The following is a 25,004-nucleotide window of genomic DNA, read 5'->3' on the forward strand; positions in this document are numbered from 1 at the left end:
GCGTAGGGCGTCGCTCTGTCGTCATCTACGTGCACGCTCCTTCCGGCGCTCGCAGGCGCCATGGGCCGAGACGATCCCCTCGACATCCCGCTCCCTGTGCACATAGCCTGCGCTGATGGCCAAACCTATCTCTCCTCCCGAAGAGACCATCGACAACGACCCCACGCTCGAATCCCTGGCGGAGCGGCTCGGCAAGCCGGAGCCAGGCATCATCGAGGCATTGCTCGACGGCACGACCGAATCCCAGCTCGTCGAGCGAGGGCGGCAGATCGCCTCCTCGCGCGTCTTGACCGATCTGCGCCGTCTCTACGCGACGGCACACGCGTGCTGGTCGAGCGCGTCGAAGGAGAAGCGGGAGAAGCTGCGCGGCTTCTCGCCGGAGCTGCTCGCGCTCGCGGTCGAGCAGGCGCTCGCCCTGGAGCGGCTGCTCGAGGCGCACGAGAGCGCCGGGCAGAAGAAGGACGCGGCGCGCGCCACGACGGACGCGGCGCTGCGGGAGCGGCACTCGCGCGCGCTGCTCCTGCGCGACCAGGCCTACGAGGTCCTGCGCGGCGTCGCCGGCTCGGGCAAGGAGGCGCGCGAAGAGCTCGCGCAGGCGGTCGGCACCGCGGAAGATCCAGGCGCGCTCGCGCGCGGGCTCACCCAGCTCGCCGCGCTCGGCAAGCGCTACCTCGCGCAGAAAAAGGGTCCCCTCGCCGTGCGCGCCAAGCTGATGCGGCTCGACCAGGACTACGTCGAGCGCCTCGAAGAAGCCGCGCAGGAGCTCACCCAGGCGGCGAAGACGGCGGCTGCGCGCCCCGCAGGCCAGAAAGTCACGAGCGGCGACCTCGACCGGGCCGACGGCATCAACCTGATCCTCCTCGAGCAGATCGTGCGGGTGTTCGAGCGCGCCAACGAGCAGGATCCGACCATCCCGCGCCTCGTGCCCATCGCGACGCGGCGGCTCTTCAGCCGGAGCACCAGGAAGAAGGCGACCGAGACGCCCGGCGGAGGAGGCGGCGCCACTGGAAGCGGCAGCGCCGGAAGTGGCAGCGCCGGCGGCGCGCCGCCGGACGAGGAGGATCCGGTCGAAGGCGATGACGCGCCGGCCTGAGCCGAGAGCGCTCTGATCGGAGCTGAGCGTCGACCGAGGGCTCAGGCTGCAACCTGGGCCCTCTTCCTTTTTGTCACGCCCTCGCCGGCGACGTTACGGGCGGACCCTCGCCGGTGGCCAGCTCGCATTCATTTCCCATGGATTTCCGTGGATCTGCGTGGCCGGCCAACATGCTCCTCGGCCGAACAATGTCCCACCGCTTTCGTGAGGACGCTTGCGCCTGAAGAACGGGCGGGCGAGCGTGCCCGGGCGAGAAAAATCGCGGGGTGGAGGCAATGAGATGAGAACGGTGCGATTGGCGACGATCGTTGCGGCGGCACTTGCCGTTCTGACGTACGGGGCAGCGTCGTCCGGCTGCCTGTGGGATCGCGAGGACGAGCCCCTGAGCGGGACGATCTGCGCGATACCGAATACCGGCGTTGTCGAGCACTGCGTTGACGCGAGCGAGGGCCCGGCCAGCGCGTGGAGCAAGGCCGAGGCGGACGGCGAGCTGCCGATATTCATGTGGGCGTGGTGGTCAGGTCGCGTGACGCCCGACGAGCTTCTCGCGAGCGACGCGGATCTCAGGGCCTGGTTCGGGACCATCGATCGGGTCGTGTCCTACGTGCGCGACGAGAAGAAGCACGCCGAGTCGCTCCGGGCGACGCTGCACGGCGAGCTCGGTAGGCTGCTCCGGCTGATCAGGGACAGCCAGGAGGAGGCCCTCCGGGCAGAGCCGACCCATGCAGCCGAGAACTTCAAGGAGGCGATGACCGGCAAGGCGAGCGCCGAGCAGGAGCCGCTCGTCGCCGTGATCGCGGCGGACAAGCAGGCGATGGCCGCCGTGCGAGCGATCTTCGATCGAGCCAGGGACGAGGTCGCGCCGCTGCAATCCAGGTACGCGGGCGCGGCGGCGCGCTTCGCCGCCTACCGCGCGACCGAGGCGGCGGAGACGGCGGCGTATGTGGCGCTCTCGGCGAATGCGTCGCGATCGGCGATCGACGAGCTCGACGGCGCGGAGCAGGCGGTGCTCGCGGCGGCGCACGAGGCGAGCCGCGCGCCGAGCGAACTCGCCGAGGAGGTGATGGCGCTGTCGGCGGAGCTCCAGGCGTTCGCGGTCTCGTTCGACGAGGCGATTGCGCCGCACAGGGAGGTCCTTGCGACGCACGGCGCGGTGGCGCCGGACATGACGTCGGGGGCGCTGCGCTCGCTGAGCGCGATGCTGGGGTATGTGCAGCGGCGGGTCGGCCGGAGCGACGCGACCGCGACGGCGCTGCTCGGCGGGATCGCGCTGCGCCGGCAGGCGCTCGAAGTCCTTCAGGCGGACGAGGGGGCGCGAGGGGCGATCGCGCGGTCGCGGATCCGCCGGGCCTCGGAGGTGTTCAGCGAGGGAGCGCGCGCGCGGGTCGCGGCGCTCTCCGCGGCGCCGCCGATGAGCGAGAAGCTCGGGCTGCCGCTGCTGTCCGAGCGGTGCGGGGAACTCTTGGCGGTCGTGCTGATGCGGCCGCTCTGCGAGGCGGCGCCGTCCTCGTGGCGCGAGGCGGGGTGCGCGGCGCTCCGAGGGCGTTTCGACGCCGCGGAGGCCGAGCTCAGGACGGGCTTGCCAGAGAAGATCGCGGCGGGCCTCGCGGCGCTGCGGGAGAAGGGGATGGGCGCGGCGGAGCTCGACGCAGCGCAGGCGAGGCTCGACGCGGGTGACGTGAAGGGCGCCGCGATCGCGTATGACGCCGCCGTGCGCGGCGCGGAGGGCACATGAGAAGCTCGAAGGACGTTGCGCTGCGCGGCTGGAGCGCTGCCGTGTTCCACAAGCTGGTCGCGGTGGTCACGGTGCTGGCGGTGCTGGCGCCATCGTTCGCTTGGGCCACCACGCCATACACTGTGCTGTGGATGAGCCGCCAGGACGCCACCTCGTGCGCGGACCCCGAGCTGGAGACGGAGGGCGCCGCCATCTTCGAGGTGAACCAGACGCCGCTGCCCACCTATGGGATCCCGGGCGCGGTGGAGATTTACGGCGACGGTTCCGCGAGCAACACGCTCGAGGCGGAGTTCGACTCGGTGCTGCTGCGCATGGGCGCGAACGACTTCCACTTCGGGGTCCACGTGAACGGCGGCGACTGGTGTACCCACGCGCACGACGTGGTGCACCTCGTCTCGGAGCCGCTCGGGCTGAACAAACCGCTCTTCGACATCCGCCGCGACGGGACCGGCTTCGAGGGCGACACCGACGTCGACCTGAGCCTCGCGGAGATCAACCCCGCGCTCGCGCGCGACATCGCGGAGCTGGAGGTCGCGATCGGCAAGCTGATGGAGGCGATCCTCCGGAACGCCGCCAGGGTCGCGGACCTGAGGGCACGGATGGACCTGCTGCGGCAGCTCGATCTGGAGCTGCACGACCTGGTGAACCGGCCGCTGGACGAGATCTCGCGGACCGACCTCGACGCGATCCTCGACCGGTACAAGGACGTTGTCGACGCGGAGACGCGGGCGGCGATGGAGCAGCTCGTCGACGACCTGAAGAAGAGCGTCAGCGACCTGGAGGACGAGCTCGGGCGGCTAATGGACGAGTTCGGCGCGCAGGCCGACGAGGTGGCGGACCTCGCGACGCAGGACGCGCGCGCCGAGGGGTGGAACCCGGACGACCCGTGGGCGTATGCGCTCGGGGAGAGCGAGGTGCCGTGGGTCGAGGTGCCGGACATCGCGGAGGTGGACGGTGCGTTCGACGAGGGGAGGGACCCGTATGCGGCGTATGCGGACGGCGTGATCGCGGCGCTGGAGAAGGACGTGAGCGGCGACGTGGTGGTCGCGCGGGCGGACTTCGTGGCGAACATGCGGGCGTGGCGGGCCAACAGCGCGGCGCTGGAGATCGCGCTGCGCGACCGGATGGGCGTGTCGCTGGCGGAGACCAACGCGTTCCTGAAGGCGCAGAACCGGATCACCGGCTTCGTGCGGCGGTACATGGATGCGTCGGACTGGTTCGTGGACACGCCGGTGCCGGCGGACCTGCGCTTGTACGTGGACACGGTGCTCAAGCCGCGGTTCGATGTGCTGGCGGACCAGATGAAGGACAGCCTGAACGAGTGGACGGGGGACGGGCTCGACCTGGAGCAGACGCAGCTCTACCAGACGATCAGCGCCTTCGCGGGGGCGATGTCGACGGTGGGCGAGGGCTTTGAGGCGTACGCGGAGGTGATGCAGACGCTGGTGCACGCGACGACGCGCATCGGGGTGGGGTTCGTGCCGGTGGTCGGGCCGGCGCTCGACCTGTGCGAGGCGGTGACCGGGAAGGCGTGGTGCTTGCCGTCGGGGGAGGAGCTCAGCGACGAGGAGCGGATCTTCTCGGGGCTGGGCTTCGGGCTCGGGGCGATCGGGCCGATGTGGCGCGCGGTCAAGACCAGCAGCGGACTGCGGCCAGCGGCGATCCGGGTGGCCGGGGAGATCGCCGAGATCGAGGAGTTTTTCGCCAAGATCGTGAAAACGAACCGCGTCCGGGGATACAAGAATCTTCGCGGGGCGGTAACGAAGCAGAAGAAAGTGGACATCTTCGAGAAGAAGGCGGCGAAGTTCCTGGTGGACGACGGCCGCTCGCTCGTCGGGGTGGGCGACGACGGCGTGCGCGACGTGGTCGGCATTCCGAAGACCTCGCGTCCTAAATCCAAGGAAGCGATGGCGCCTGACTTCGTGTCGATATCCAGCGGGCACAAGCTGATCATAAGCGAGGCAAAAGGTGGAAAGATCTATGTTGATGATGTGCGTCATCAGCTATCAAACGCAATGAAGGCGCTGAAGGACAAGGGGCTGGACGGAGATGTGGAGCGGGTTGAGCTCATCATGGAGCAGGGGGCGACGTTTGACGACCCCAACTTCACGGTACGGGACGGCTACCTGTTCAACGCGAACACGGGCAAGACCGTGACGCTGATAGACTTCAACAAGCCCATCATGGTGATCCGACTATGAGCAAGACAGGGCCTTGCTTTTTCGCCTGGTGTGATGAGGCGAAACGGATCGAGGCATTCGCCGCGGCACTGTCGGTCATCGTCATCCCGGGGGATCTTGTCAGCCTGATGATGAGCTCCGAGGAAGGATGCGAGACACCCTCCGTGGACGAAGTGCTAGCGATGACCCGCGCCCACTTCGAAGGAACGAACAACGCTCACATCCTCTCTGGCGTGATGCTGAGCGATTCCGAGCGCGTCATCTGTGTCGGACTGTCGTGTTACACCGACGAATCCGAGCGTCGCTCCTCCAGCGGCCCTCTCAAATTGCGAATATGCGAGAGCCGGGATTTCTTTCCATCCGAGGTCCCCGTGGGCAGGGGCCCCCGCTCCGTGGAGGCCGAGGCCGCAGCCGCCTACCATATGGTCCAAGGCGACATCGAGGACCTCCTGCTCCGCCTCTGCGCGCCGGACACAAGCGGGCGCGTGCCGACCGGCGCGTGCACGGACAAGGAGGACTGGATCGCCCCGGTCGAGATGTGCGCGACGTACAACGCGAACGCCGCGGAGCTCGCGCGCGATCTGGCCCTCTCGTGGGTAAGCCTTGATGACAAGGAGAGCGTCTCGCGCATCGCTGGCACGTCGCTGGAGGCGCTCCGCGCGCGGGTGGAAGCCGCGCCGCGCGGCGCGCGCGTGCCCATGAAAGGCACGAGCGAGCTCACGGGCTCGCTCTCGCGCGAGACCGTGCTGAAGGTTCTCGCGATGCCGCCGGCCACGCTGCTCGAAGCGCTCGAGGCCGCGGCGGTGCCCGACGAGGCGTGGCGCGCGGCCGAGCCGAAGGCGCGCGAGCTCCTCGAGCTACGCCGCCAGCTCAAGGACGAAGCCGCGGGGGAGGTCCCCCCCGCCTTCTGGGTGGACGTCACGACGCGCGAGCACACCCGCTTCCTGGAAGAGCACGCCCCCTTCCACGTTTGCCGCCTCCCGAGCGGCGGCGTCGTGCTGGCCACGCACCCGTACCGCACCCTCTGGCCGCTCTGGACCGATGCGATCTTCGTGCTCGGCCTGATGTCGTGACGTGAAGCCGAGCAACACGCTCGGGAGGTCGTGACGCTATGGGCCAGGATCAAGCCCGGGGAATGACGGCTGGGGCCGGCCAGCAAGAGGGCCGCGATGGTCGCCGACCTGGTTCTGTGACGAAGGGAAACCGATGATCCGTCAGCAAGGTGTAAATGATGTAGCCATTCATCACAGGTCGGAGGGCACCGCGTCGTGAGCCGCGCAAGCAGCTATCGTACGCTGAGGGAGGAGCCCCTTCGCCTGTATGCGGCGTGCGACGAGGAACACAGGGTCGACGCGTTTGCGGCTGCTCTGTCCGCCCTCGTCATGCCGGGGTGGTTCGTGAGGCTCTCGATCCATCCGCTCGACGGTCCCGATAGGTCTTACGCCGCGCTTCCTGTCGAGAAAGCCGTGGAAGTGGCTCGCTCGGCCTTCGGGACACATGTGCGCATCGGAGCGAGCTTCTGGACGATGACGAGCTTCGGCCACGGCATCCCGCTCACCGTCGGCTGCGCCGACGAGAAGCACGAGCGCCGGTCCCCGGACGGTCCTCTGAACGCGTCGAGCGGCGATCATCACGATCTGCTCCCACACAGGATCGACGTGGCTGTCGGGGCACGCTCCGTCGAGGTCGAAGCCGCGGTGATGTCGGTGCATGTCCAGCAGGACATCAACGACTTCTTGGTCCGTGTCTGCTCGAGCGAACACGTGACGACCGGCGGATGCTCGGACCTCAGTGCCTGGGGTCCACCGATCGAGCTCGCCGCGACATACCACGCGGACTCCCTCATCGCGCGCGATCTCGCCCTCTCATGGGTGCACGTCCACGAGGGCTACAAGGTGGCGCGCGCCGCAGGCAACTCGCTCGATGCGCTCCGAGCGCGTGTCGAGGCCGCGCCGCGCGGGACGCGGATCGCGGTCGCTGGCACCGTCGCGCGCGCGCGCAAGCACGCCGCGCTGGAGCATCTCGCAGAGACGGAGAGGATGGGGTTGCTGGTGCGCGATGAACCCGATCCGCGCGCGCGCTGGAGGAAGACCATCGAGCTCACAGAGAGGGAGGACGCGCTGCGCGCGCGCGGCGAGGTTCTGCCGGTCGGCACGCGGGTCGCGCTCGCGGGCGACGGCGAGCTGACGCGCGAGCAAGTCCTTGCAGCGCTCTCCACGCGGCCGGCCACGCTGCTTGAAGCACTCGAAGCCTCCGCTGTACCGGACGACGCGTGGCGCGCGATCGAGCCGATCGCGCTCGAGACCATTCAGGCAGCGAAGGAGGGGACGCCCACCGAGGACGTGACCGTGAATACGGGCGCGCACACTCGATTCATCGAGCAGCACGCCCCCTTCCACGTGCGCCGCCTGCCGAGGGGCGGCGTGGTGCTGGCCACACACCCGTACCGCACGCTCTGGCCGCTCTGGGCCGACGCGCTCTTCGCGCTCGGCCTGATGTCCTGACGCAGGCTACACCATGAGGATGATCGAGCGATGAGAGAAGGGCCGTTTTTCTTCGCATGGTGTGACGAGGCACAGAGGGTCGACGCGTTCGGCGCGGCGCTGTCGGCCCTCATCAAGGAGCCACAGTACGGTATCCGCGCGATCATGGACCGCGACACGGAGTGCAACACGACCTCCGTAGATGAGGTGGTCAGCATGCTCCGCGCCCACTTCGGGCGCACCGACGCCGAAACCTACTTCGTCGCATCGTTGAGCTATGACCACTTCGTCCATTGCATCCTTCGCTGCTTCACCGACAGGAGCGAACGTCTCAAGCCGATGGGCCCCCTCCACATGCACGCCCGCGAGATCGAGGACTTCTCCCCCATGCACATGGACCTCGCCCTGGGGAGGGGTCCGCGCTCCGTGCAGGCCGAAGCGGTGCTCGCGTGGCACATGGCGCTGGAGGACATCGACGACGTCCTGCTCCGCCTCTGCGCGCCGGACGCGAGCGGGCGTGTCCCGACCGGCGGCTGCACGACGGCGCGGACCTGGCTCGCGCCGGTCGCCATGTGCGCCACATACAACGCCGACGCCCGCGACATCGGACGCGATCTCGCCCTCTCGTGGCTCTGCCTCCATGACAAGGAGAGGGTGTCGCGCACCGCGGGCCTGCCGCTGGAAGCGCTCCGCGCGCGGGTGGAAGCCGCGCCGCCTGGCGCGTGCGTCGCATTGAGGCATGTCAGCGCGCATTCGCGCTCGCTCTCCCGTGAAGCCGTCCTCAAGGCGCTGGAGATTCCGCCCTCCGCGCTGCTCGAGGCGCTCGAAGCAGCGGCGGAGAAGCCCGACGGCGCGTGGCGCGCGGCAGAGCCGCGCGCGCGCGAGATCTACGAGCGGACGCTCCCGTTCAGGGGGCGCGACGGACAGGGCACGGAGACAGGCGACGGCTCGCCGCTCTCGCAGGTCGACATCACCCTCGACCACTTCGAGTTCCTGGTCGATCACGCCCGGTTCCACGTCCGCCGTTTGCCAAGCGGCGGCGTGGTGCTGGCCACGCACCCCTTCCGCACGCTCTGGCCACTCTGGTCCGACGCCCTCTTCGCGCTCGGCCTGATGTCCTGACGCACGTCGTGCCCCCTCTCGCTTCTCCGGACTTCACACCCGGGCGAGCGAGCGCTCGGGCAGCATCCCGGCTCCGTGTGGGCCATCACCCTCTGTTCCCTGCTGCCTGTCCGGAGACCTCGCAGGCCTGGCTCCCAAGGTGGCACCTTGAACCAGAACAGGTATCAACGGCGGATATCCACCCACGCCGTCCGGCGAGATTCGTCCAGCCGCGAAGCGGCTTCGTGGTACCATCCAGGACACATTCGTGGTGGGGGCATGCCACGCCGTGGCCTGTGGGCCGCGCCTGACAGCGCCAGAGCACGTCTGACGTCAAGGGGAGTGATGCTGACGATCTCGGGGTATCAAGCGACCGACACGATCTACGAGAGCGGCAGCTCGCGCGTCTACCGGGGCCGGCGCGCCGGAGACGGGCGCGCCGTGATCCTCAAGCTGCTGCGCTCGGACTATCCCAGCCAGACGGAGCTCACGCGCTACCGGCATGAATACGCGGTGCTCCGCGACCTGGACGCGCCGGGCGTCGTCCGGGCGCTCGACCTGTGCAGGCACGAGAACGGGCTCCTCCTCGTCCTCGAGGATTTCGGCGGCCGCTCGCTGGCGCACCACCTCCACCACCTCCAGCGCCGCCCGCTCGACGCCGCGGACTTCGTCCGGCTTGCGATCCAGATCACGAGCGCCCTTCGCGAAGTCCACGGAAGCGGAATTATACACAAGGATATCAATCCGTCCAATATCGTAGTCAACCGCGAGACGGGTGTCGCCAAGATCATCGACTTTGGCATCTCGACGCGGCTTTCCCGGGAAGAGCTCTCGATCAAGAGCCCCGCGGTGCTCGAGGGGACGCTCGCCTACATCTCTCCCGAGCAGACCGGCCGCATGAACCGGTCCCTCGACCATCGCACCGATTTCTACTCGCTCGGCGCCACCTTCTACGAGCTCCTCACGGGCGCGCCGCCCTTCAGCGCGACGGACGCCATGGAGCTCGTCCACTGCCACGTCGCGCGCGATCCCGCGCCGCCGCGCGCGCGCTGTCCGGGCGTGCCGGAGGTCCTGTCGGACCTCGTGATGAAGCTCATGGCGAAGGCGGCCGAGGGCCGTTACCAGAGCGCGGCGGGCCTCCTTCACGACCTGGAGGAGTGCGAGCGGCGCCTCGCGGCCACGGGCGAGATCGCCCCGTTCCCGCTGGGCCGCGCCGACGCCTCCGGCGAGCTCCGCATCCCGCAGCAGCTCTACGGGCGCGAGCGCGAGGTGCAGGCGCTGCTCGAGGCGTTCGATCGCGCGGCGCGGGGCGGCGCCGAGCTGATGCTCATCGCCGGGTACTCGGGGATCGGCAAGTCCGCGCTGGCGCACGAGCTGTACAAGCCCATCACCGAGGCGCGCGGGTACTTCGTCGCGGGCAAGTACGACCAGCTCCAGCGAAGCACCCCGTACACCGCGATCACCAGCGCGTTCCGCGACCTGGTGCGGCAGATCGTCGCCGAGCCCGAGGCGCAGTTCGCGCTCTGGCGCTCGAAGATCAAGGCCGCGCTCGGGGCGAACGGGCAGGTCCTCGTCGACGTGATCCCCGAGATCGAGCGCATCGTGGGCGACCAGCCGGCCGTCCAGGCGCTGGGGCCCGCCGAGTCCCAGAACCGCTTCGTGCGCGTGCTCCAGAACTTCGTCCGCGTGTTCTGCGACGCCGAGCGCCCCCTGGCCATCTTCCTCGACGACCTGCAGTGGGCCGACGCCGCGTCCCTCAGGGTCATCGAGCTCTTGATGACCGACGCGAAGCTGCGCGGCCTGCTCGTGATCGGCGCCTACCGCGACAACGAGGTGGGCGCCGCGCACCCGCTCTCGGCCGCGCTCGCCGCGCTGCGACGGGAAGGGGCGGTGGGCCGGGTGCGCGAGATCTCTCCCGGGCCGCTCGGCGCCGAGATGGTCTGTCGGATGCTCGCCGACGCGCTGCGCGCGGACGCCGCGGCGGTCATGCCGCTCGCCGCGCTGGTCACGCGGAAGACGGGCGGCAACCCGTTCTTCGTCAACGAGTTCCTCCGCACGCTGCACAACACCGGGTGTCTGCGGTACGACGCCGGGCTCGCGGCGTGGACGTGGGACGTCGAGCACATCGAGTCCAGGAACATCACGGACAACGTCGTCGACCTGATGATCGGCAAGCTCCGCGAGCTCCCCGCGGACACGCAGCGAGCGCTCATGTCCGCGTCCTGCCTCGGCAACCGCTTCGACCTGGGCAGGCTCGCGGTCATCCGCGAGGAGACCCGCGCCGATGCCCACCGGCACCTCGCGCCCGCGCTCCAGGAGGGCCTCCTCGTCCCGCTCTCCCCGATGGAGCCCGCGGCGCCCGACGATCTCGCCGCGCCGCTCGTCTTCCCGGACTACAGGTTCCTCCACGATCGCGTCCAGCAGGCCGCGTACGCGATGATCGAGGACGGCGAGCGCAGCGGCCTCCACGCCGACATCGGCCGGCTGCTCCTGCGGAGCCTGGGCGGGCGCGCGCCCGAGGAGAAGGTCTTCGACGTGGTCTACCACCTGAACCGCGGCGCCGACCTGCTGAGCGACGCCGCGGAGCAGCGGCGCCTCGCGGAGCTGAACCTCCTCGCGGGCCGGCGCGCGCTGCTCTCCGCCGCCTTCGACGCGGCGCGCGGCTACTTCGCCCGAGGCCTCTCGCTGCTGCCCGCGAGCGCCTGGCAGAGCGATCCTGCGCTGATGAGCGCGCTCCACGTCGGCGCGGCCGAGGCGGCGTGCATGAACGCCGACTGGGGCGCGATGAAGGAGCTCGTGGACGCCGCCCTGTGCGAGATCCACGACGTCATGAACAGGAGCAAGCTCTACGAGCTCCTGATCCTCTATCACCACACCCAGGCGGAGTTCCGGAAGGCCGTGGACATCGCCGTGGAGGCGCTCGCGCAGCTCGGCGAGACGTTCCCGGCGAGCCCCGGCATGCAGGATTTCCTCGACGCCTACACGAAGACGACGAAGCAGGTCGCCGAGATAGGCTTCGAGCGCCTCGGCCAGCTCGCCCCGATGACGGAGGCCCCGAAGCAAGCCGCGCTCGTCATCCTCCGGCGCGCGATCCATGCGTCGTATTTCGCCGCGCCGGAGATGCTCGGGCTCTTCATCTGCCGCGCGCTCGACCTGACGATGGATCACGGCGAGTCGCCGCTCTCGTCCTATGCGTTCGCGGCGTTCAGCGTGCTCGTCAACGCCGGCGTGGGCGACATCGCGACGGGATCCCGGTTCGGCGAGCTGGCGATCGCGGTGCACCGGCGCCGGGACGAGCCGTTCTACAAGGCGAGCGTCTACAACTTCTATTACGGGCTCTCCCGGCACTTCTACCGTCCGGCCCGCGAGAGCCAGGCGCCGCTCATCGAAGGATACCTGAGCTACGCCGAGAACGGCGACGCCGAGAGCGCCGCGTACTGCCTGATCAACGCCTTCGTCTGCGGCGCCGTCTCCGGGCAGAACCTCCTCGACCTCGAGGCGATGTTCGACAGGCACATCGAGGAGGTGTTCAGGTTCAAGCAGGAGCAGGTCATCAACCAGCTCAGCGTGTGGCGGCAGGTCATCCGGAACCTCACCGGCAGGTCCGAGCACGCGGCGAAGATCAAGGGAGAGTTCTTCGACGCCGAGCAGGCGCTCCCGGGCCTCTACGCGACGAAGAACTTCAACACCGTCAATTATATCCATACGGCGCAGGCCATGCTCTATTTCGTGTTCGGCGAATACGAGCTCGCCTACAAGCACGCCGCCGAGACGGAGCCGACCCTCGGCGCGAGCACGGGCAAGGTGTTCACGCCGCTGCACACCTTCTATTACTCCCTCGCCATGACAGCGCTCTACCCGGCGGCCTCGCCGGAGGACAAGGCGCGCTACCGCGCGAAGCTGTCGGAGAACCAGGCGAAGCTCGAGGCGCTGTCCGCGACGTGCGCCAGCAACTTCCTGCACAGGTACCTGCTCGTGGAGGCCGAGCTCGCGCGGATCGACGGCCGCGCGGCCGAGGCGCTGGACCTGTACGACCGCGCCATCGCGTCCGCCTCGGAGCACGACTACGTGAACGAGGCCGCGGTGGCCTGCGAGCTGGCGGGGCGGTTCTGGCTCGCGCAGGGGAGAGAGAAGCTCGCGCGCGTCTACCTCGCGGACGCGAGTTACCACTACGACCTCTGGGGCGCCGCCCGCAAGGCGCAGGACCTGGAGGAGCGGTATCCGCAGCTCGCCGCGCGCGAGGCGCACCCTCCGCGATCCTCGGAGATCGCGCCCTCACGGACGTTCGTCACGACGAGCACGCTCGGCGCCTCTCGCCTCGATCTCAGGACGGTCCTGAAGGCGGCGCAGGCGATCTCCGGGGAGATCGTGCTCGACAGGCTCCTCGCCAAGCTCCTGTCGGTCGCCATGGAGAACGCCGGCGCGCAGCGCGGCTGCCTCGTCCTCCGGGACAGCGACGGCCTGCGGATCGAGGCCGAGGTCGACTGGACGGACGGCCGCGACGAACCGCGCTTCCCGGGGCTGCCCCTCGACAAGGCCGCGGCGCACGAGCGTCCGCTCCTGTGGGCCGCGATCGTGCAGTACGTCGCGCGGACGGGCCAGTGCGTCGTCCTCTCCGACGCCTCGACAGACAGGCAGTTCCAGCGCGACGACTACGTCGCGCAGCGCTGCCCGAGGTCGGTCCTGTGCACGCCCATCACCCACCATAACGGCCTTTACGGGGCCATCTACCTCGAGAACAACACGGCGACCGGGACGTTCACCCAGGATCGGCTGGAGCTGCTGTCGATGCTGTCCTCGCAGATGGCGATCTCCATCGAGAACGCGAAGCTCTACACGGGCGTCGAGCAGAAGGTCCGCGAGCGCACGGCGGAGCTCGAGCAGGCCCACGCGACGATCGTCCGCCTGGAGCGGGAGGCGGTCGAGAACCAGATGGCGGGCGGCTTCGCGCACGAGATGCGCAACGCCCTCTCGGGGGCCGCCATGGTGCTCGAGTCGGTGACCCAGGGCGGCGAGACGCTGTGCGCGAAGAACGCGGCCCGGCTCGGCGAGCTCTTCGACTTGCTCAAGGGCGATATCCCGGAGGGCAAGATCAAGGCGGTCATCGCCCATCTGGGCGACATCGAGGAGGCGGAGGAGACGCTCGACAGCGTGCTCCGGATGGTGGGCGACTGCACCGAGCGCGCGCTGAGCGTCACGAACAGGATCCTGGAGTACTCGAAGCTCGGCGTCGCGCTCGCCGGCAACGAGGTCGTGAGCCTCCGCCGCGTCGTCGAGTCCGTCGCGGCGCGGCACCGCGACGAGTTCGCGCGCCAGGGCGTGTCGGTCGAGCTCGATCTCCGGGGCGGCTCGGCGGTCGTCGGGTACGAGTCGCACTTCGACTCCATCGTGAGCAACATCGTCCTGAACGCGCGCGACGCGCTGCTCCTGGTCGGCGACGGCCGCGACCGGCGGATGCGGGTCGAGACGGTCGACGAGGGGGAGCTCCAGGTCCTCACCATCAGCGATAACGCCGGCGGGATCTCGTCCGACGACCTCTCGAAGATCTTCCAGCCGTTCTTCTCGACGAAGCCGACGACCGGCGTGGGCCTGGGGCTCAGCTTCGTCTCGCGCCTCGTCGCGATGTACCGCGGGACGATCGACGTCGAGAGCGCCGCGGAGCGCGGAACGACGTTCGTCGTCCGGCTTCCGCGCGCGGCGCCCCACCAGCAGCCGCAGCAGCCGCAACGGCCGCAGCCGGCCGGCGCGCCCGTCGACCGGTTCGATCTCAACCTCTCCGGGAACTGAAAGGAGGCGCCAAGATGGCATCGGCGAAATTCACCAGGCGCTTCCGCGAAGCTTCGGACGAGGCGCCGCAGGAGCCCGACAAGGAGCGGGCGATCGTGGTCGTGATCGACGACGACCCGCGGATGCGGTCTGCGCTCGAGTTCACGCTGCGGCGTGACTACGACGTGCGCCTGTACGCGAGCGCGCAGGAGGGCATCGCCGCCATGACGGAGATGGTCAGCCTGGTCATCCTGGATATCCGCATGCCGGGCATCGACGGCCTCACTGCCTACCTGAAGATCAAGGCGCTGTTCCCCAAGGTGCCGATCATCTTCTACACCGCGTTCCAGGACATCCTGGAGAAGCAAGACCTGCTCTCGACCCACAAGGCGTTCGGCTATTTCGACAAGAATGGCGACGTGTCGGGGCTCATCGCGGCCGTCGAGAAGGCCGTCCAGCATCACAGCCTCGTCTCCAGCATGGCGAGCGCGCAGAGGCTCGTGCGCGGGATCATGCCCCCGGACGCGAGCTGATCAGGAGCTCGCGTGCCGCCGCGCGCGCGGCAGCTCGACCGTGAACCTCGCGCCCTCGCCCAGGCGGCTCTCCACGCGGACCGCCCCGCCCATCGCCTCCGCCGCCTCGCGCACGATCCACAGCCCGAGCCCGAACCCGCTGTAATGGCGCGACGTCGTCGCCCGCTGAAAGCAGCGGAAGATCCGCTCGTGATCGGCCGCCGCGATGCCGATCCCGCGGTCGCGGACGGTGAGGCGCGCCATGTCGCCGGACGCCTCGAGCGCCACGTCGACGGGCTTGCCGCCGCCGTACTTGGACGCGTTGGAGAGCAGGTTGCTGATGATCTGCTCGAGCCGCACCGGGTCCCAGTGGCCGCGGAGGGCGCTCGGCGCGTCGACGGTGACCGGACAGGCCGCGCGCCGGAGCAGCGGCGCGTGTCCGCTCAGGATGTCCCGGAGGAGCGCGCTGAGGTCGACCTCCTCCGGCGCCACCGTCATCGGCGCCGCCGTGATCTGCGAGATGTCGAGCAGCTCCTCGACGAGCCGGTGCAGCCTGCCGAGCAGCGCCTCCACGGCCTCGAGCTTCGGGATCACCTCCTCGGCGGCCGGCGGCGGCCCGCCGGCCCGCCGGTAGATGCGGAGGAGCGCCTGCACCCGGAGCATCACCGGGGTGAGGGGCGTCTTGAGCTCGTGCGACGCGATGGTCAAGAACTCCTGGCGCGTCTCCTCGACGTGCTTCCGGTCCGTGATGTCCTCCGCGATGACGACGAAGTAGGCAGGCGCCCCGGAGGCGTGACGCACCAGCGAGACCGTGACCTTCGTCCAGACCAGCTCGCCGCCCTTCCGGACATAACGCTTCTCCCGCGAGGCCGTCTGGACCTCCCCCGACAAGATGCGGCGCACGTTCTCGATATCGGGTGGTAGATCCGGCGGATACGTGATCTGCTGGAACGTGAGGTTGGTCATCTCTGCATGGGAGTAACCCACGAGATCGCAGAATTTCTCGTTCAGCCGGAGCCACCGGCCCTCGACCGACACCTGGCCGATGCCGACCGCGGCCTGGTTGAACGTGGCGCGAAAGCGCTCCTCGCTCCTCCTCAGCTCCTCCTCGGACCGCTTGCGCTCCGTGATGTCGTGGAACGACGTGACCACCGCATACGGGATGGACTCGCTCGGGCGCAGCAACGGCTGCGAGTTGATGGAGATCCACGCCATGTCGCCCTCCGGCCGGTGTACCCCCATGATCACGTTCTTCTGCGGCGCCCCCGTGCGGAGCGTCACGATGGCCGGGTGCAGGTCGCCGTTGAACGGAGCGCCGTCCTCGTGGACGGCCCGCCAGCGGGGATCGCGGCTCTCCCGGCCGGCCATCTCGGCGGACGTGAGCCCGAGGATGCGCTCGGCGCTCGCGTTGCACGCCTCGATCGAGCCGCTCGCGTCCTGGAGGACGATCCCCTCGTCGAGGGCGGCGATCACCGAACGATAGCGCTCCTCGCTCCTCCGGAGCGCCGCTTCCGTCGCCCTCCGCTCCGTGACGTCGGCGCAGATCACGAGCAGGGTGGCGACGCGGCCGCCGCGCAGGATGGGGCTGACCTTCACCTCGTAGCGCGCCGCGTGGCCGTGCTCGCCGGGGATCGTGCACTCGCAGCTGTCGGACGCACCCGACCGCACCACGCGCTCGACGCAGGAGCGGGCCGCCTCGCGCGTCTCCGGGGCGATGTGCTCGTAGATGCTCGTCCGCAGCAGGCTCGCCGAGCTCGCCCTCGGCAGCGCGCGGCCGGACAGCAGGATCGTGCCCTCCGGGGAGATCACCAGGATGCAATCGGATGCGCTGTCCAGGATCGCCTGCAGCAACGCCTCGGCGCCGCCGAGCTCGGCCAGCTGTCGCTTGAGCGCGTCGGCGGCGCCTTCTTCCGCGGATTTCCCCAGCGCGGCCACGCTCTATGCATTGTTACCAGAGGCCGCGGCCGCAACCGCGCAGGCGAGCTCGCGCCGGCGGACGGGGCCCGCGCGGGGGCCCGCGTCGCCGAGGTCTCCAGCATCGTTTCTCGGCGCGGCGAGTGGCCAAACGCCGAGCGCTCCACTACGCAAACCTCCGAGCGAGGACGATGCGGAGCACACGGGTGGACGGGGCTGGCCGCGAGCGCGCCGAGGGCGCCGAGGGCGCCACCGCGGCCGGGCAGGCCGAGGTGGCGCTGCGGGAGAGCGAGGCCCGCGACCGCGCGGCCAGCGCAGAAGCCGCCCGGCTGGCGGCCGAGGCGGCCGTCCGGCGGAGCGAGGAGCAGTATCGCCTCGTCAACCGCGCCACGAACGACGTGATCTGGGACTGGGATCTGGAGACGAACCGGGTCTCCTGGAACGGAGCGGTCGTCCAGCACTTCGGCTGCACGCCGGAGGAGCTCGGCGACGGCCCCGAGGGCTGGTACGACCGCATCCACCCGGAGGACAGGGTGCGGATATCCGAGGGGATCCGCGCGGCGATCGACGGCAACGGGGAGAGCTGGACCGGCGAGTACCGCTTTCGCAAGGCCGACGGCTCGTACGCGCCCTTCCTCGACCGCGGCTACATCGGCCGGAGCGCGAGCGGCGCGCCCACTCGCATGATCGGCTCGATGCTGGATCTGACCGAGCGCCACCGGGCCGAGGCCGCCCTGCGCGAGAGCGAGCTCTTTCACCGTCAGACCCTCGAATCGATCCCGGGCATGGTGTGGGCGACCCGGCCCGACGGCTACTGCGAGTTCTTCAGCGAGCAATGGGTCGAGTTCACCGGCGTGGCCGCCGAGCGGCAGTTCGGCGACCGGTGGCTCGAGGTCCTGCACCCGGACGATCGGGAGCGGGTCTTCGCCGCCTGGCGCGCCGCGGTCGGGGGGCTCGCCCCGTATGATCTGGAGTACCGCGTCCAGTGGCGCGACGGCGGATACCAGTGGTTCAAGGTGCGCGGGCGGCCCATCCGCGACGCCTCGGGCCGGATCGTCCGCTGGTTCGGGATCGCCATCAACATCCACGATCTCAAGCTGGCAGAGCAGGCGCTGCGGGACGCGGACCGGCGGAAGGACGAGTTCCTGGCCATGCTCGCCCACGAGCTGCGCAACCCCCTCGCGCCCGTCCGCACGGCCGTCGCGATGCTCCGGAGGGTCGGAGCGGCGGATCCCGTGCAGCGACGAGCCCGGGACGTGATCGATCGCCAGGTCACGCACATGGTCCGGCTGATCGACGACCTGCTCGACATCTCTCGCATCGCCCGCGGCCGGATCCAGCTCCGCAAGGCGCGCTGCGATATCGTCGGCATCGTCCGCCAGACCGCCGAGGATTACCGGGCGAACCTCGAGGCCGAGGGCGTGGCGCTCCGCGTGAGCGTGCCGGACGAGCCGCTCTGGGTCGAGGGCGACGACACCCGGCTGGCGCAGATGCTGGGCAATCTGCTGCAGAACGCCGGCAAGTTCACCGACGCGGGCGCGAGCGGGGGAGGGCGCGTGGGCGTGCGCGTCGAGGCGGGCCCTCGTCCTCGGGCGCCCGGGCGCGAAGGGGGCGTGTCTGGACAGGCCGTCATCACGGTCGAGGACAACGGCGTCGGGATGGATCCGGGGCTGCTATCGCGCATCTTCGATCCGTTCAGCCAGGCGGATCAGGGGCTGGCCCGGAGCAAGGGGGGGCTCGGGCTCGGCCTTGCGCTGGTGAAGGGGCTCGTCGAGCTCCACGGCGGGACGGTGGCGGCTCACAGCGAGGGGCCCGGCCGAGGCTCGGTCTTCACGCTGCGGCTGCCGCTCGCGGCGCCGGTCGCGCGGGACCTGTCGTCCGCCTCCGCCGGGGAGGAGGCCAGTCGCCAGGGGGTTCGCGTCCTCGTGATCGAGGACAACCACGACGCGGCCGAGAGCCTCGAGATGCTCTTGACCCTGAGCGGCTACGACGTGGAGACGGCGTTCGACGGGCCGACCGGCCTGACGGCGGCCCGGGCGCGCCCTCCGGATGTGGTGCTGTGCGACCTCGGGTTGCCGGGCGGGATGGATGGGTACGACGTGGCCCGCGCCATCCGCGCCGAGCCGTCGCTCGCGTCGACGCGCCTCGTCGCCCTGAGCGGCTACGGTCAGGACGAGGACCGGAGGAGATCGCGAGAGGCGGGCTTCGACAAGCACCTCGTCAAGCCAGCCGAGGACGCCGCGCTGATGGAGGCCCTGTCGGCGGGGCGCCGCGAGCTGCGGAGCACGGCGAGCCCGCTCTCGCGCTGACCTGCCGCGCTCGCGCCCCCGGTTGCGAGGGCGCCTGGCTTTGGCGTCGACTGCGTGAAGGTGGCATTGTAGGCACAGCGACGCTGAGGCGAACGATGAACGATAGAGAGCTCGAGGCCGCGCTGCGGCGTGATCCGTCCGATGCGCAGGCCTGGCTCGCGTACGCCGAGACGTTGACGGCGGCGGGTGATCCGCTGGCTGAGCTGATCGAATGGGAGCGGCGCGTGAGAGCCGACGAGGCGGGAGCGTGGCAAGCGCGGCGGAGGGCGCGGGACGAGCTGCGCAGGGCGTGGGGGTTGGGCGACAAGGATGGGGTCGACGGCGAGTTCGCGTGGGGGGTGTTCAAGGTGCGTCGGGTGAGGAAACATCATGCGGCGTGCCTGTGGCGTCTGACTCGAGTACGGCTGCTGGACGCGAGCTCGCTGGAGCTCGAGCAATTGCCGCGCGCCGAGCTGGAGGAGTGCCTGGCTGCGCTCGAGTCGTTGAAGCCGCGACGGCTGCTGTTGTCCGATGCCTTGCTCGACGCAGGGGATGCGTTGACGCTGGCGCGGGCTCCCGCGGCGACGATGCTGCGGCAGCTGGTGCTGGAGGCGAGCGGCGCGAGCTTCGAGGGGGACGCCGTGATGGCGGAGTTTGCTCGCGTGCTGCCGAAGGAGGAGCTCGAGCAGCTGGGGTTGTGGAACCTGCGGATCGGGGACGCCGGGCTCGAGGCGTTGCACGGCGCGGGTGCCTGGTTGCAATTGCGGCACCTGTCGCTGGGCTTCAACGAGCGGGTGTTGAGCGGGTCGCTGTGCACGCTGTTCGAGGGGGCATGCTGGCCTCGGTTGGAGCGGTTGGCGCTCGGCTGCAGCGAGGTGGACGCCGGCATGATGCCGCGTCTGTCGGGGCTGCCGCTTTCGGCACGGCTGCGCTCGCTGAGCTTGTGGGGAACTCCGGCGGGCCCGGCGTTCTGGCGTGACCTGGCGGAGAGCGCGACCTGGGCCTCGCTGCAGCGGCTGAACGTGGAGGAGAGCGACTTCGACGACGCGGCCGCGTACGCGTTGAGTCACGCTCGAGATCGATCGCTCGAGCTGCTCATGTCATTCTTCACGCCGCTCGGCGCGGACGCGGCGTTGTCGCTTCTGCGCGCCGAGGGGCTGCCGAGCTTGCGGCTGTTGGCGAACATCACCTCCGCGACACCCGAGCAGATGGCGGAGCTGCGCGGTTTTGGTCAGCGGTTCACGCTGGGCAGCGTCCACGACTGCGGAACGCCTCAGTGGATCGTGCGCGATCACTTTCAGATGGATCCATGGTAGCTTCAGGGCAGCCGCTGGCGCGCTGGCCGGGGCCCGCGGTCCGAGGCCAGCTCGGCGGGCGCGCGCGACGCCGGGATACCTCGATCGGGCGCCCGCGGTGGGGCTTTACGCGCGCCGCGACGCCGCCGATCCTTGTGCAATGCACCTACGTCTCGCTCCTGCTCTGGCTCTCGCTGTTGCGCTCCATGGTTCCGGGTGTTCCGACGCTGGCACGGGTGACCCCGGCGGCCCCGGCGGCCCCTAGTACTACAGCCGTACTTGCGGTCCATTTGCGGCTGTAGACGGGCGGACGGGCACGGATTTCTCGACGATTTTGATGTCTACAGCCGCACCTCGGACCAAGTACGGCTGTAGTACTAGGGCGACAAACGGGTTGAAACTGCCTGAAAAGCGCAGAATTTCCAACCGCCAAGACGCCATAAGACGCCATAAGACGCCAAGATTTTTGTGTTTTTTGGCGTCTTATGGCGTCTTATGGCGTCTTGGCGGTTCATTCCTCGCTTGATCAACACGATCGATGTTCTAGGCCGGCTCCAGCGGCGGGGGCGCGGGGGGTGATGGCGGGAACGAGCCGGGCGAGATCGTCGGCGTCGGTGGGGGGAGCGGGCTCTCGACCGACGTGAGCGTCATCATCACGGCCGACAACGCGTACGGCTTCGGCTACGGGACCGGCGGCATGCTCCTGAATTACTTCGGGGCATCGAGAACGTTTTCGTAAATGTACGGGACGGTCGTGCCGAGTCGGACGAAGCCGAGCCGCGACAGGATGGGCTGACTGTCGGGCCGAGCATCGACCTGGAGGTAACGATAACCGCGCTCGGCCGCGAGGCGGGTCCTGTACGCGACGAGCGCCCTGTAAACGCCTTGACCACGCCACGCAGGCGCGGTCCCTCCGCCCCAGAGGCTGGCGAACTGCGTCCCTCGGTGGAATTCGACCCTGCCAGCGCAGATGGGGACGTCGCCGGCCATCGCGACGACGGCGGCCATCGCCTCGGGCTCCTCTGCCAGCTGGGTCACCAGCCTGCGGCCCAGCGAAGCGTGATCCGTACCGAAGGCCGCCTCGTGCGCCCGGACGACCAGCCGCACGCCCTCGGCATCGGTCACGCGAAGCAGCCGCACGCCTTTGGGCAACACGACCTCCGTGGGGAGCTCGGCGGTATCGGCGACGAGCAGCGCCTCCTCCGGCTCCGGATGAAAACCGGCAGCGACCAGTCGCTGCCCCAGGTCTGCCGGCCGATCGTGGGTGTAAAGCTTCCACTCGAAGGCTCGCCCGAGCGGCGCGAAGCGTGCGATCTGCTCGGCGAGCGCGAGGTCCACGGTCGACTCGTCGAGGTCGGACCAGATGATGGTCGCCCAGCTCCCGTCCGAGCCCTCCGCCCGTACGGCGCGGCGGGCGAAGCCGGAACGTTCAGTCGCCGGCTCGCCGGAGCGCCCCTGCCTGATCTGGTGGTCAAACAGCGCAAGTACGGAGTCGCGGTCCACGGGGGCACTCCATCACCGAAGCCATTTCCTTCGCAACAGATCCCGGCCTCCTCCAGGAAACGATGGCGGGCGAGGCCTCGTGCGCATGCGGGGTGGCGCGGTGCGGGCTCTTGATGGCGCGGCGGACGCGGCGCGCACTCGATGTGCTCGGCCGAGCGACTTCGATCGATCGCCCGCGTGAGAGCTCGCTCTAGCCCCGCGGGTGCTGTCGCTGCAGCGGCGGGCCGCCGAGCTCGCCCGGGCTCGCGCCCGAGAGGGCCTGAGCGCGCCGGTGAGATCGGGGAAGACGACCACGTCGCGCGCGGGCTCGCCGGGGCCGTAGCGCAGCCAGAGCAGCGGCCACCCTCAAGGGGTGTTCAGCTCGCGCGCGCGAGGCCGACCGGGGTCGGGGCGCCGCTCTGGGCGAGGCGCTCGGCGAGGGCCTTGTCGTAGAGGGCCTGTTCGCTGGCCTTGTGGGCGGCCGTGAAGCGCACGAGGATCGCGCACACCGACGAGACGAGCGCGGCGAAGCCCAGCACCGCAAAGCAGTCCTGGGTGTCGCCGACCGCCTTGAGCAGGAAGCCCGCCGCGACAGCGCCGACGTTGCCGCCCGCGCCCACGATGCCCGCGACGCCGCCGAGCGCCTTGCGATCGATGAAGGGCACGAGCGCGTAGGTGGCGCCGCAAGCCATGTGCGTGAAGAGCCCGAAGACGATCATCGCGAGCACCGCCATCCCCGCCGTCTGCATCCGGGAGAACCAGAGCAGGCCGAGCCCCTCGCCGACCATCAGCGCGAACAGGAGGGTCGTGCGGGCGTCCAGGCCCTTCCGGTGCGCCAGCCGATCGGAGAGCATGCCGCCCACCGCGCGCGCGAACAGCGCCAGGAGCCCGAAGCTGCCCGCGGCCATGCCTGCGGTCTGGAGATCCAGCTTGAAGCGGTCCACGAAGTAGCTGGCGGCCACGTTGTGCACGAAGAGCTCGATCCCGAAGCAGGCCCCGTACGTGATGAACAGCATCCAGGACCGGTAGTTGCCCATCGCCGCCTTGAAGACCGCCCATCCACCCTTCTTCCCGCCCTCGATCTCGACGCCCGCCGCGCGGAGGTCCTTGTAGTTCCCTTGCGGGCAGTCCTGGGTGTACTTCCAGTAGAGGACCGCGACGACGAGCATGAGCGCGCCCGGCACCACCATCGCGAGGCGCCAGCCGATCGACGAGGCGACACCCAGGCTCAGCACCGCCGCGAGCACCCAGGGCATGGTCGACTGCGTGACACCCCCTCCGGCGTTGCCCCAGCCCGCGCTTGCGGCGTTCGCGGTGCCGACCACGTTGGGAGCGAACATGACGGACGTGTGATACTGCGTGATGACGAAGCTCGCGCCGATCATGCCGATCAGCAGCCTGAAGAACAGGAAGACCTCATAGCTCTGCGCGAGCGCGATCCCCAGCACGGGGATGGCGCCGAGCGCCAGCAAGCACGTGTAGGTCGCCCGCGGGCCGTACTTGTCGCAGAGCGGCCCGATCACCAGACGACCCGCCACCGTGATCCCCACCGCGGCGATGTTGATGTTGGCGATCTGCTCCTTGGTCAGCCCGAATTCGCCCTTGATGACCGGCATCAGCGGTGCCACCGCGAACCACGCGAAGAAGCAGGCGAAGAACGCCAGCCAGGTCAGGTGGAATGCGCGCATCGCTGGAGTCGACAGCGAAAATAGCTCGATCTTGGTCGCCTTGGTAGCCTGGGTCATGGGTCCTCGTAAGTTGCAAGTTCTGAAGGACCTCGCGGTGCGGCGCTCGAGGCCTCAGGACGGATCCATAAAACAAGGACCGTAAATGGGTCGTAAATCGTATGTTTCCGGTCGATGTCGAGCCAAAAATAGGTTGTAGACCGTATGTTTCCGGTCGATGTCGGACCCTGGATGGGGCGTAGATCGTATGTTTCCGGCTGATGTCGGGCGGCGCCGTGCCCTCCGGCAGCGCCCGTGTGCAGTGGAGGGGCATGCGTTGCAAGGCCGAGCTGTGTCGGGCTGGCCGAGACGTGCGGGCCAGGTGAAGAAGAGACCTGCTGCGCGACCGCGGAGGCGCTACCCGGAGGCACGTTCGACCGGAGCAGCGAGTCGATGTATCCAGCGATGGCGAGAGGGTTCTTGCTGGATCGGTTCGATGTGACGGTGGGTCGGTTCCGGAAGTTCGTGGAGGCATATCCCGGGAGCAAGCCAGCGGCGCGAGCAGGGGCGCACCCGCTGATTACATCAGGCGGCGGACTTCGAAGGATGTGGTGGTGCAGCTCGGCGGCACGCTGCCGTCGCAGCAGCGCACGCGCCCGACACGCTCGCTGGTTCGTTCCTGGGCCTCGCGGACGCGCTGCTCCGCTGCCACCTCGTCCCCGAGGGCGACGGCGCGGGTCATGGAGCCGACGAGCGAGGCGACCAGGGCAGCTCGCGGCGATAGATTCGATCTCCGCGACGTCGCCGGGCTCCAGGCTCGCCAGTCGGGCCCGCGTTGGGGCTATGCGTTCCGAGGAGCAGCGAGCCGTCGTCTCACCAAAACTTCCGGCGGAGTCGACGGACCGCACCGACTCGGCACCGCAACTTTGTCATTTCAGTCTGGTCGGATTTCATCGACCGGCTGGACGGACACGAGCGTTTCGTCGCGGCGATGCTCCGCGCCCTCGTATTCTTCCGGCTGATGGGGGTGCGAGGGGCTGCGCGAGGCGCTGGTGAAGCCGAGCGAGGCGGGGCGGCACGAGGCGGAGGAGCCGGCGAGGGGCGAGGGCATCCTCGACGCGCTGGCGACGACGCGCGGGGCGCTGCCGCTGCTCCAGTTCACCGCGGCCAAGCTGCGGGAGAGGCGCGATCGGCGGCGCATGCTCTTCAGGCGGGCGAGCTACGAGGTGCTCGGGGGCGTGGCCGGTGCGCTGGCCGGTCAGCCCCGGCGACGCCGACTTGTTGTATCGGAACCATCGCGGCGATGTTGTCCATGGTCGTTGTCGCAACGGGGACGAGGCTCGCGAAGCTGACCCGGCAGAATGGGGTGGACACGGCGCAGCTCGTTGCGAGCCAGCGGGCGGAGGACACGCTGAAGAGCGCGCTCACGGCGCGGCTGGCGGGCGATCCCGAGCGGCGGCGGCAGAGCAGACGCAGCGGGCGGCGGCGGAG

At 69.5% G+C, this 25,004-nt stretch carries 14 protein-coding genes; 11 read left to right on the forward strand and 3 right to left on the reverse strand.

Features of this window, described 5'->3' with window-relative positions; translation table 11 throughout:
- Positions 1 to 115 precede the first annotated feature (115 nt).
- The 8 genes from WMF34_RS13920 to WMF34_RS13955 all read left to right on the forward strand — a co-directional run bounded on the left by WMF34_RS13920 (position 116) and on the right by WMF34_RS13955 (position 14,891).
- Complete coding sequence (locus WMF34_RS13920; protein WP_437993573.1) at positions 116 to 1,093, forward strand: hypothetical protein; 978 nt, start codon at positions 116 to 118, stop codon at positions 1,091 to 1,093.
- A gap of 289 nt (positions 1,094 to 1,382) precedes the next feature.
- Entirely contained in the window at positions 1,383 to 2,828 is a 1,446-nt protein-coding gene (locus WMF34_RS13925; RefSeq protein ID WP_437994634.1) for a hypothetical protein, read from the forward strand.
- Positions 2,825 to 5,029 carry a hypothetical protein gene (locus WMF34_RS13930; RefSeq protein WP_437993574.1) on the forward strand — a complete coding sequence of 735 codons (2,205 nt, stop codon included), beginning with the start codon at positions 2,825 to 2,827 and terminating at the stop codon, positions 5,027 to 5,029. The genes WMF34_RS13925 and WMF34_RS13930 overlap by 4 nt, the downstream gene beginning before the upstream one ends.
- Positions 5,026 to 6,081: a hypothetical protein gene (locus WMF34_RS13935; RefSeq protein ID WP_437993575.1), complete on the forward strand. Its 1,056-nt coding sequence runs from the start codon at positions 5,026 to 5,028 to the stop codon at positions 6,079 to 6,081. The genes WMF34_RS13930 and WMF34_RS13935 overlap by 4 nt, the downstream gene beginning before the upstream one ends.
- 309 nt (positions 6,082 to 6,390) lie before the next feature.
- Positions 6,391 to 7,512, forward strand: a complete 1,122-nt coding sequence (locus WMF34_RS13940) for a hypothetical protein (RefSeq protein ID WP_437994635.1) — start codon at positions 6,391 to 6,393, stop codon at positions 7,510 to 7,512.
- Between the two features lie 30 nt (positions 7,513 to 7,542).
- On the forward strand, positions 7,543 to 8,613 hold the full coding sequence (locus WMF34_RS13945; RefSeq protein ID WP_437993576.1) for a hypothetical protein: 1,071 nt from the start codon (positions 7,543 to 7,545) through the stop codon (positions 8,611 to 8,613).
- Positions 8,614 to 8,937: 324 nt separating this feature from the next.
- Positions 8,938 to 14,379, forward strand: a complete 5,442-nt coding sequence (locus WMF34_RS13950; RefSeq protein WP_437993577.1) for a trifunctional serine/threonine-protein kinase/ATP-binding protein/sensor histidine kinase — start codon at positions 8,938 to 8,940, stop codon at positions 14,377 to 14,379.
- A gap of 14 nt (positions 14,380 to 14,393) precedes the next feature.
- On the forward strand, positions 14,394 to 14,891 hold the full coding sequence (locus WMF34_RS13955) for a response regulator (protein ID WP_437993578.1): 498 nt from the start codon (positions 14,394 to 14,396) through the stop codon (positions 14,889 to 14,891).
- Here WMF34_RS13955 and WMF34_RS13960 read toward each other — a convergent pair whose 3' ends face one another.
- The gene (locus WMF34_RS13960; protein ID WP_437993579.1) at positions 14,892 to 16,805 is read right to left on the reverse strand and encodes a PAS domain S-box protein; all 1,914 of its coding nucleotides are present in this window, start codon (positions 16,803 to 16,805) and stop codon (positions 14,892 to 14,894) included.
- Positions 16,806 to 16,975: 170 nt separating this feature from the next.
- On the opposite strand from WMF34_RS13960, the gene WMF34_RS13965 reads away from it, so the two are divergent.
- A complete protein-coding gene (locus tag WMF34_RS13965; protein WP_437993580.1) occupies positions 16,976 to 19,093 on the forward strand; it encodes a hybrid sensor histidine kinase/response regulator in 2,118 nt (705 codons plus the stop codon).
- Between the two features lie 95 nt (positions 19,094 to 19,188).
- The gene (locus tag WMF34_RS13970) at positions 19,189 to 20,388 is read left to right on the forward strand and encodes a hypothetical protein (RefSeq protein WP_437993581.1); all 1,200 of its coding nucleotides are present in this window, start codon (positions 19,189 to 19,191) and stop codon (positions 20,386 to 20,388) included.
- Between the two features lie 687 nt (positions 20,389 to 21,075).
- Here the strand turns inward: WMF34_RS13970 and WMF34_RS13975 are convergent.
- Entirely contained in the window at positions 21,076 to 21,870 is a 795-nt protein-coding gene (locus WMF34_RS13975; protein WP_437993582.1) for a GNAT family N-acetyltransferase, read from the reverse strand.
- A gap of 356 nt (positions 21,871 to 22,226) precedes the next feature.
- A complete protein-coding gene (locus tag WMF34_RS13980; RefSeq protein WP_437993583.1) occupies positions 22,227 to 23,594 on the reverse strand; it encodes an MFS transporter in 1,368 nt (455 codons plus the stop codon).
- A 971-nt stretch (positions 23,595 to 24,565) separates the two neighbouring features.
- On the opposite strand from WMF34_RS13980, the gene WMF34_RS13985 reads away from it, so the two are divergent.
- On the forward strand, positions 24,566 to 24,865 hold the full coding sequence (locus WMF34_RS13985) for an nSTAND1 domain-containing NTPase (protein ID WP_437993584.1): 300 nt from the start codon (positions 24,566 to 24,568) through the stop codon (positions 24,863 to 24,865).
- Positions 24,866 to 25,004: the final 139 nt, after the last annotated feature.

This window comes from Sorangium sp. So ce145 (genome assembly GCF_051525985.1).
In the GTDB taxonomy this organism is placed as follows: domain Bacteria; phylum Myxococcota_A; class Polyangia; order Polyangiales; family Polyangiaceae; genus Sorangium; species Sorangium cellulosum_B.

What these genes read in the sequence shown, in the direction of transcription:
- WMF34_RS13920 (WP_437993573.1), top strand. Translation starts at nt 116, where the DNA reads ATGGCCAAACCTATCTCTCCTCCCGAAGAGACCATCGACAACGACCCC.
- WMF34_RS13930 (WP_437993574.1), top strand. Translation starts at nt 2,825, where the DNA reads ATGAGAAGCTCGAAGGACGTTGCGCTGCGCGGCTGGAGCGCTGCCGTG.
- WMF34_RS13935 (WP_437993575.1), top strand. Translation starts at nt 5,026, where the DNA reads ATGAGCAAGACAGGGCCTTGCTTTTTCGCCTGGTGTGATGAGGCGAAA.
- WMF34_RS13940 (WP_437994635.1), top strand. Translation starts at nt 6,391, where the DNA reads ATGCCGGGGTGGTTCGTGAGGCTCTCGATCCATCCGCTCGACGGTCCC.
- WMF34_RS13945 (WP_437993576.1), top strand. Translation starts at nt 7,543, where the DNA reads ATGAGAGAAGGGCCGTTTTTCTTCGCATGGTGTGACGAGGCACAGAGG.
- WMF34_RS13950 (WP_437993577.1), top strand. Translation starts at nt 8,938, where the DNA reads ATGCTGACGATCTCGGGGTATCAAGCGACCGACACGATCTACGAGAGC.
- WMF34_RS13955 (WP_437993578.1), top strand. Translation starts at nt 14,394, where the DNA reads ATGGCATCGGCGAAATTCACCAGGCGCTTCCGCGAAGCTTCGGACGAG.
- WMF34_RS13965 (WP_437993580.1), top strand. Translation starts at nt 16,976, where the DNA reads ATGCGGAGCACACGGGTGGACGGGGCTGGCCGCGAGCGCGCCGAGGGC.
- WMF34_RS13970 (WP_437993581.1), top strand. Translation starts at nt 19,189, where the DNA reads ATGAACGATAGAGAGCTCGAGGCCGCGCTGCGGCGTGATCCGTCCGAT.
- WMF34_RS13980 (WP_437993583.1), bottom strand. Translation starts at nt 23,594, where the DNA reads ATGACCCAGGCTACCAAGGCGACCAAGATCGAGCTATTTTCGCTGTCG.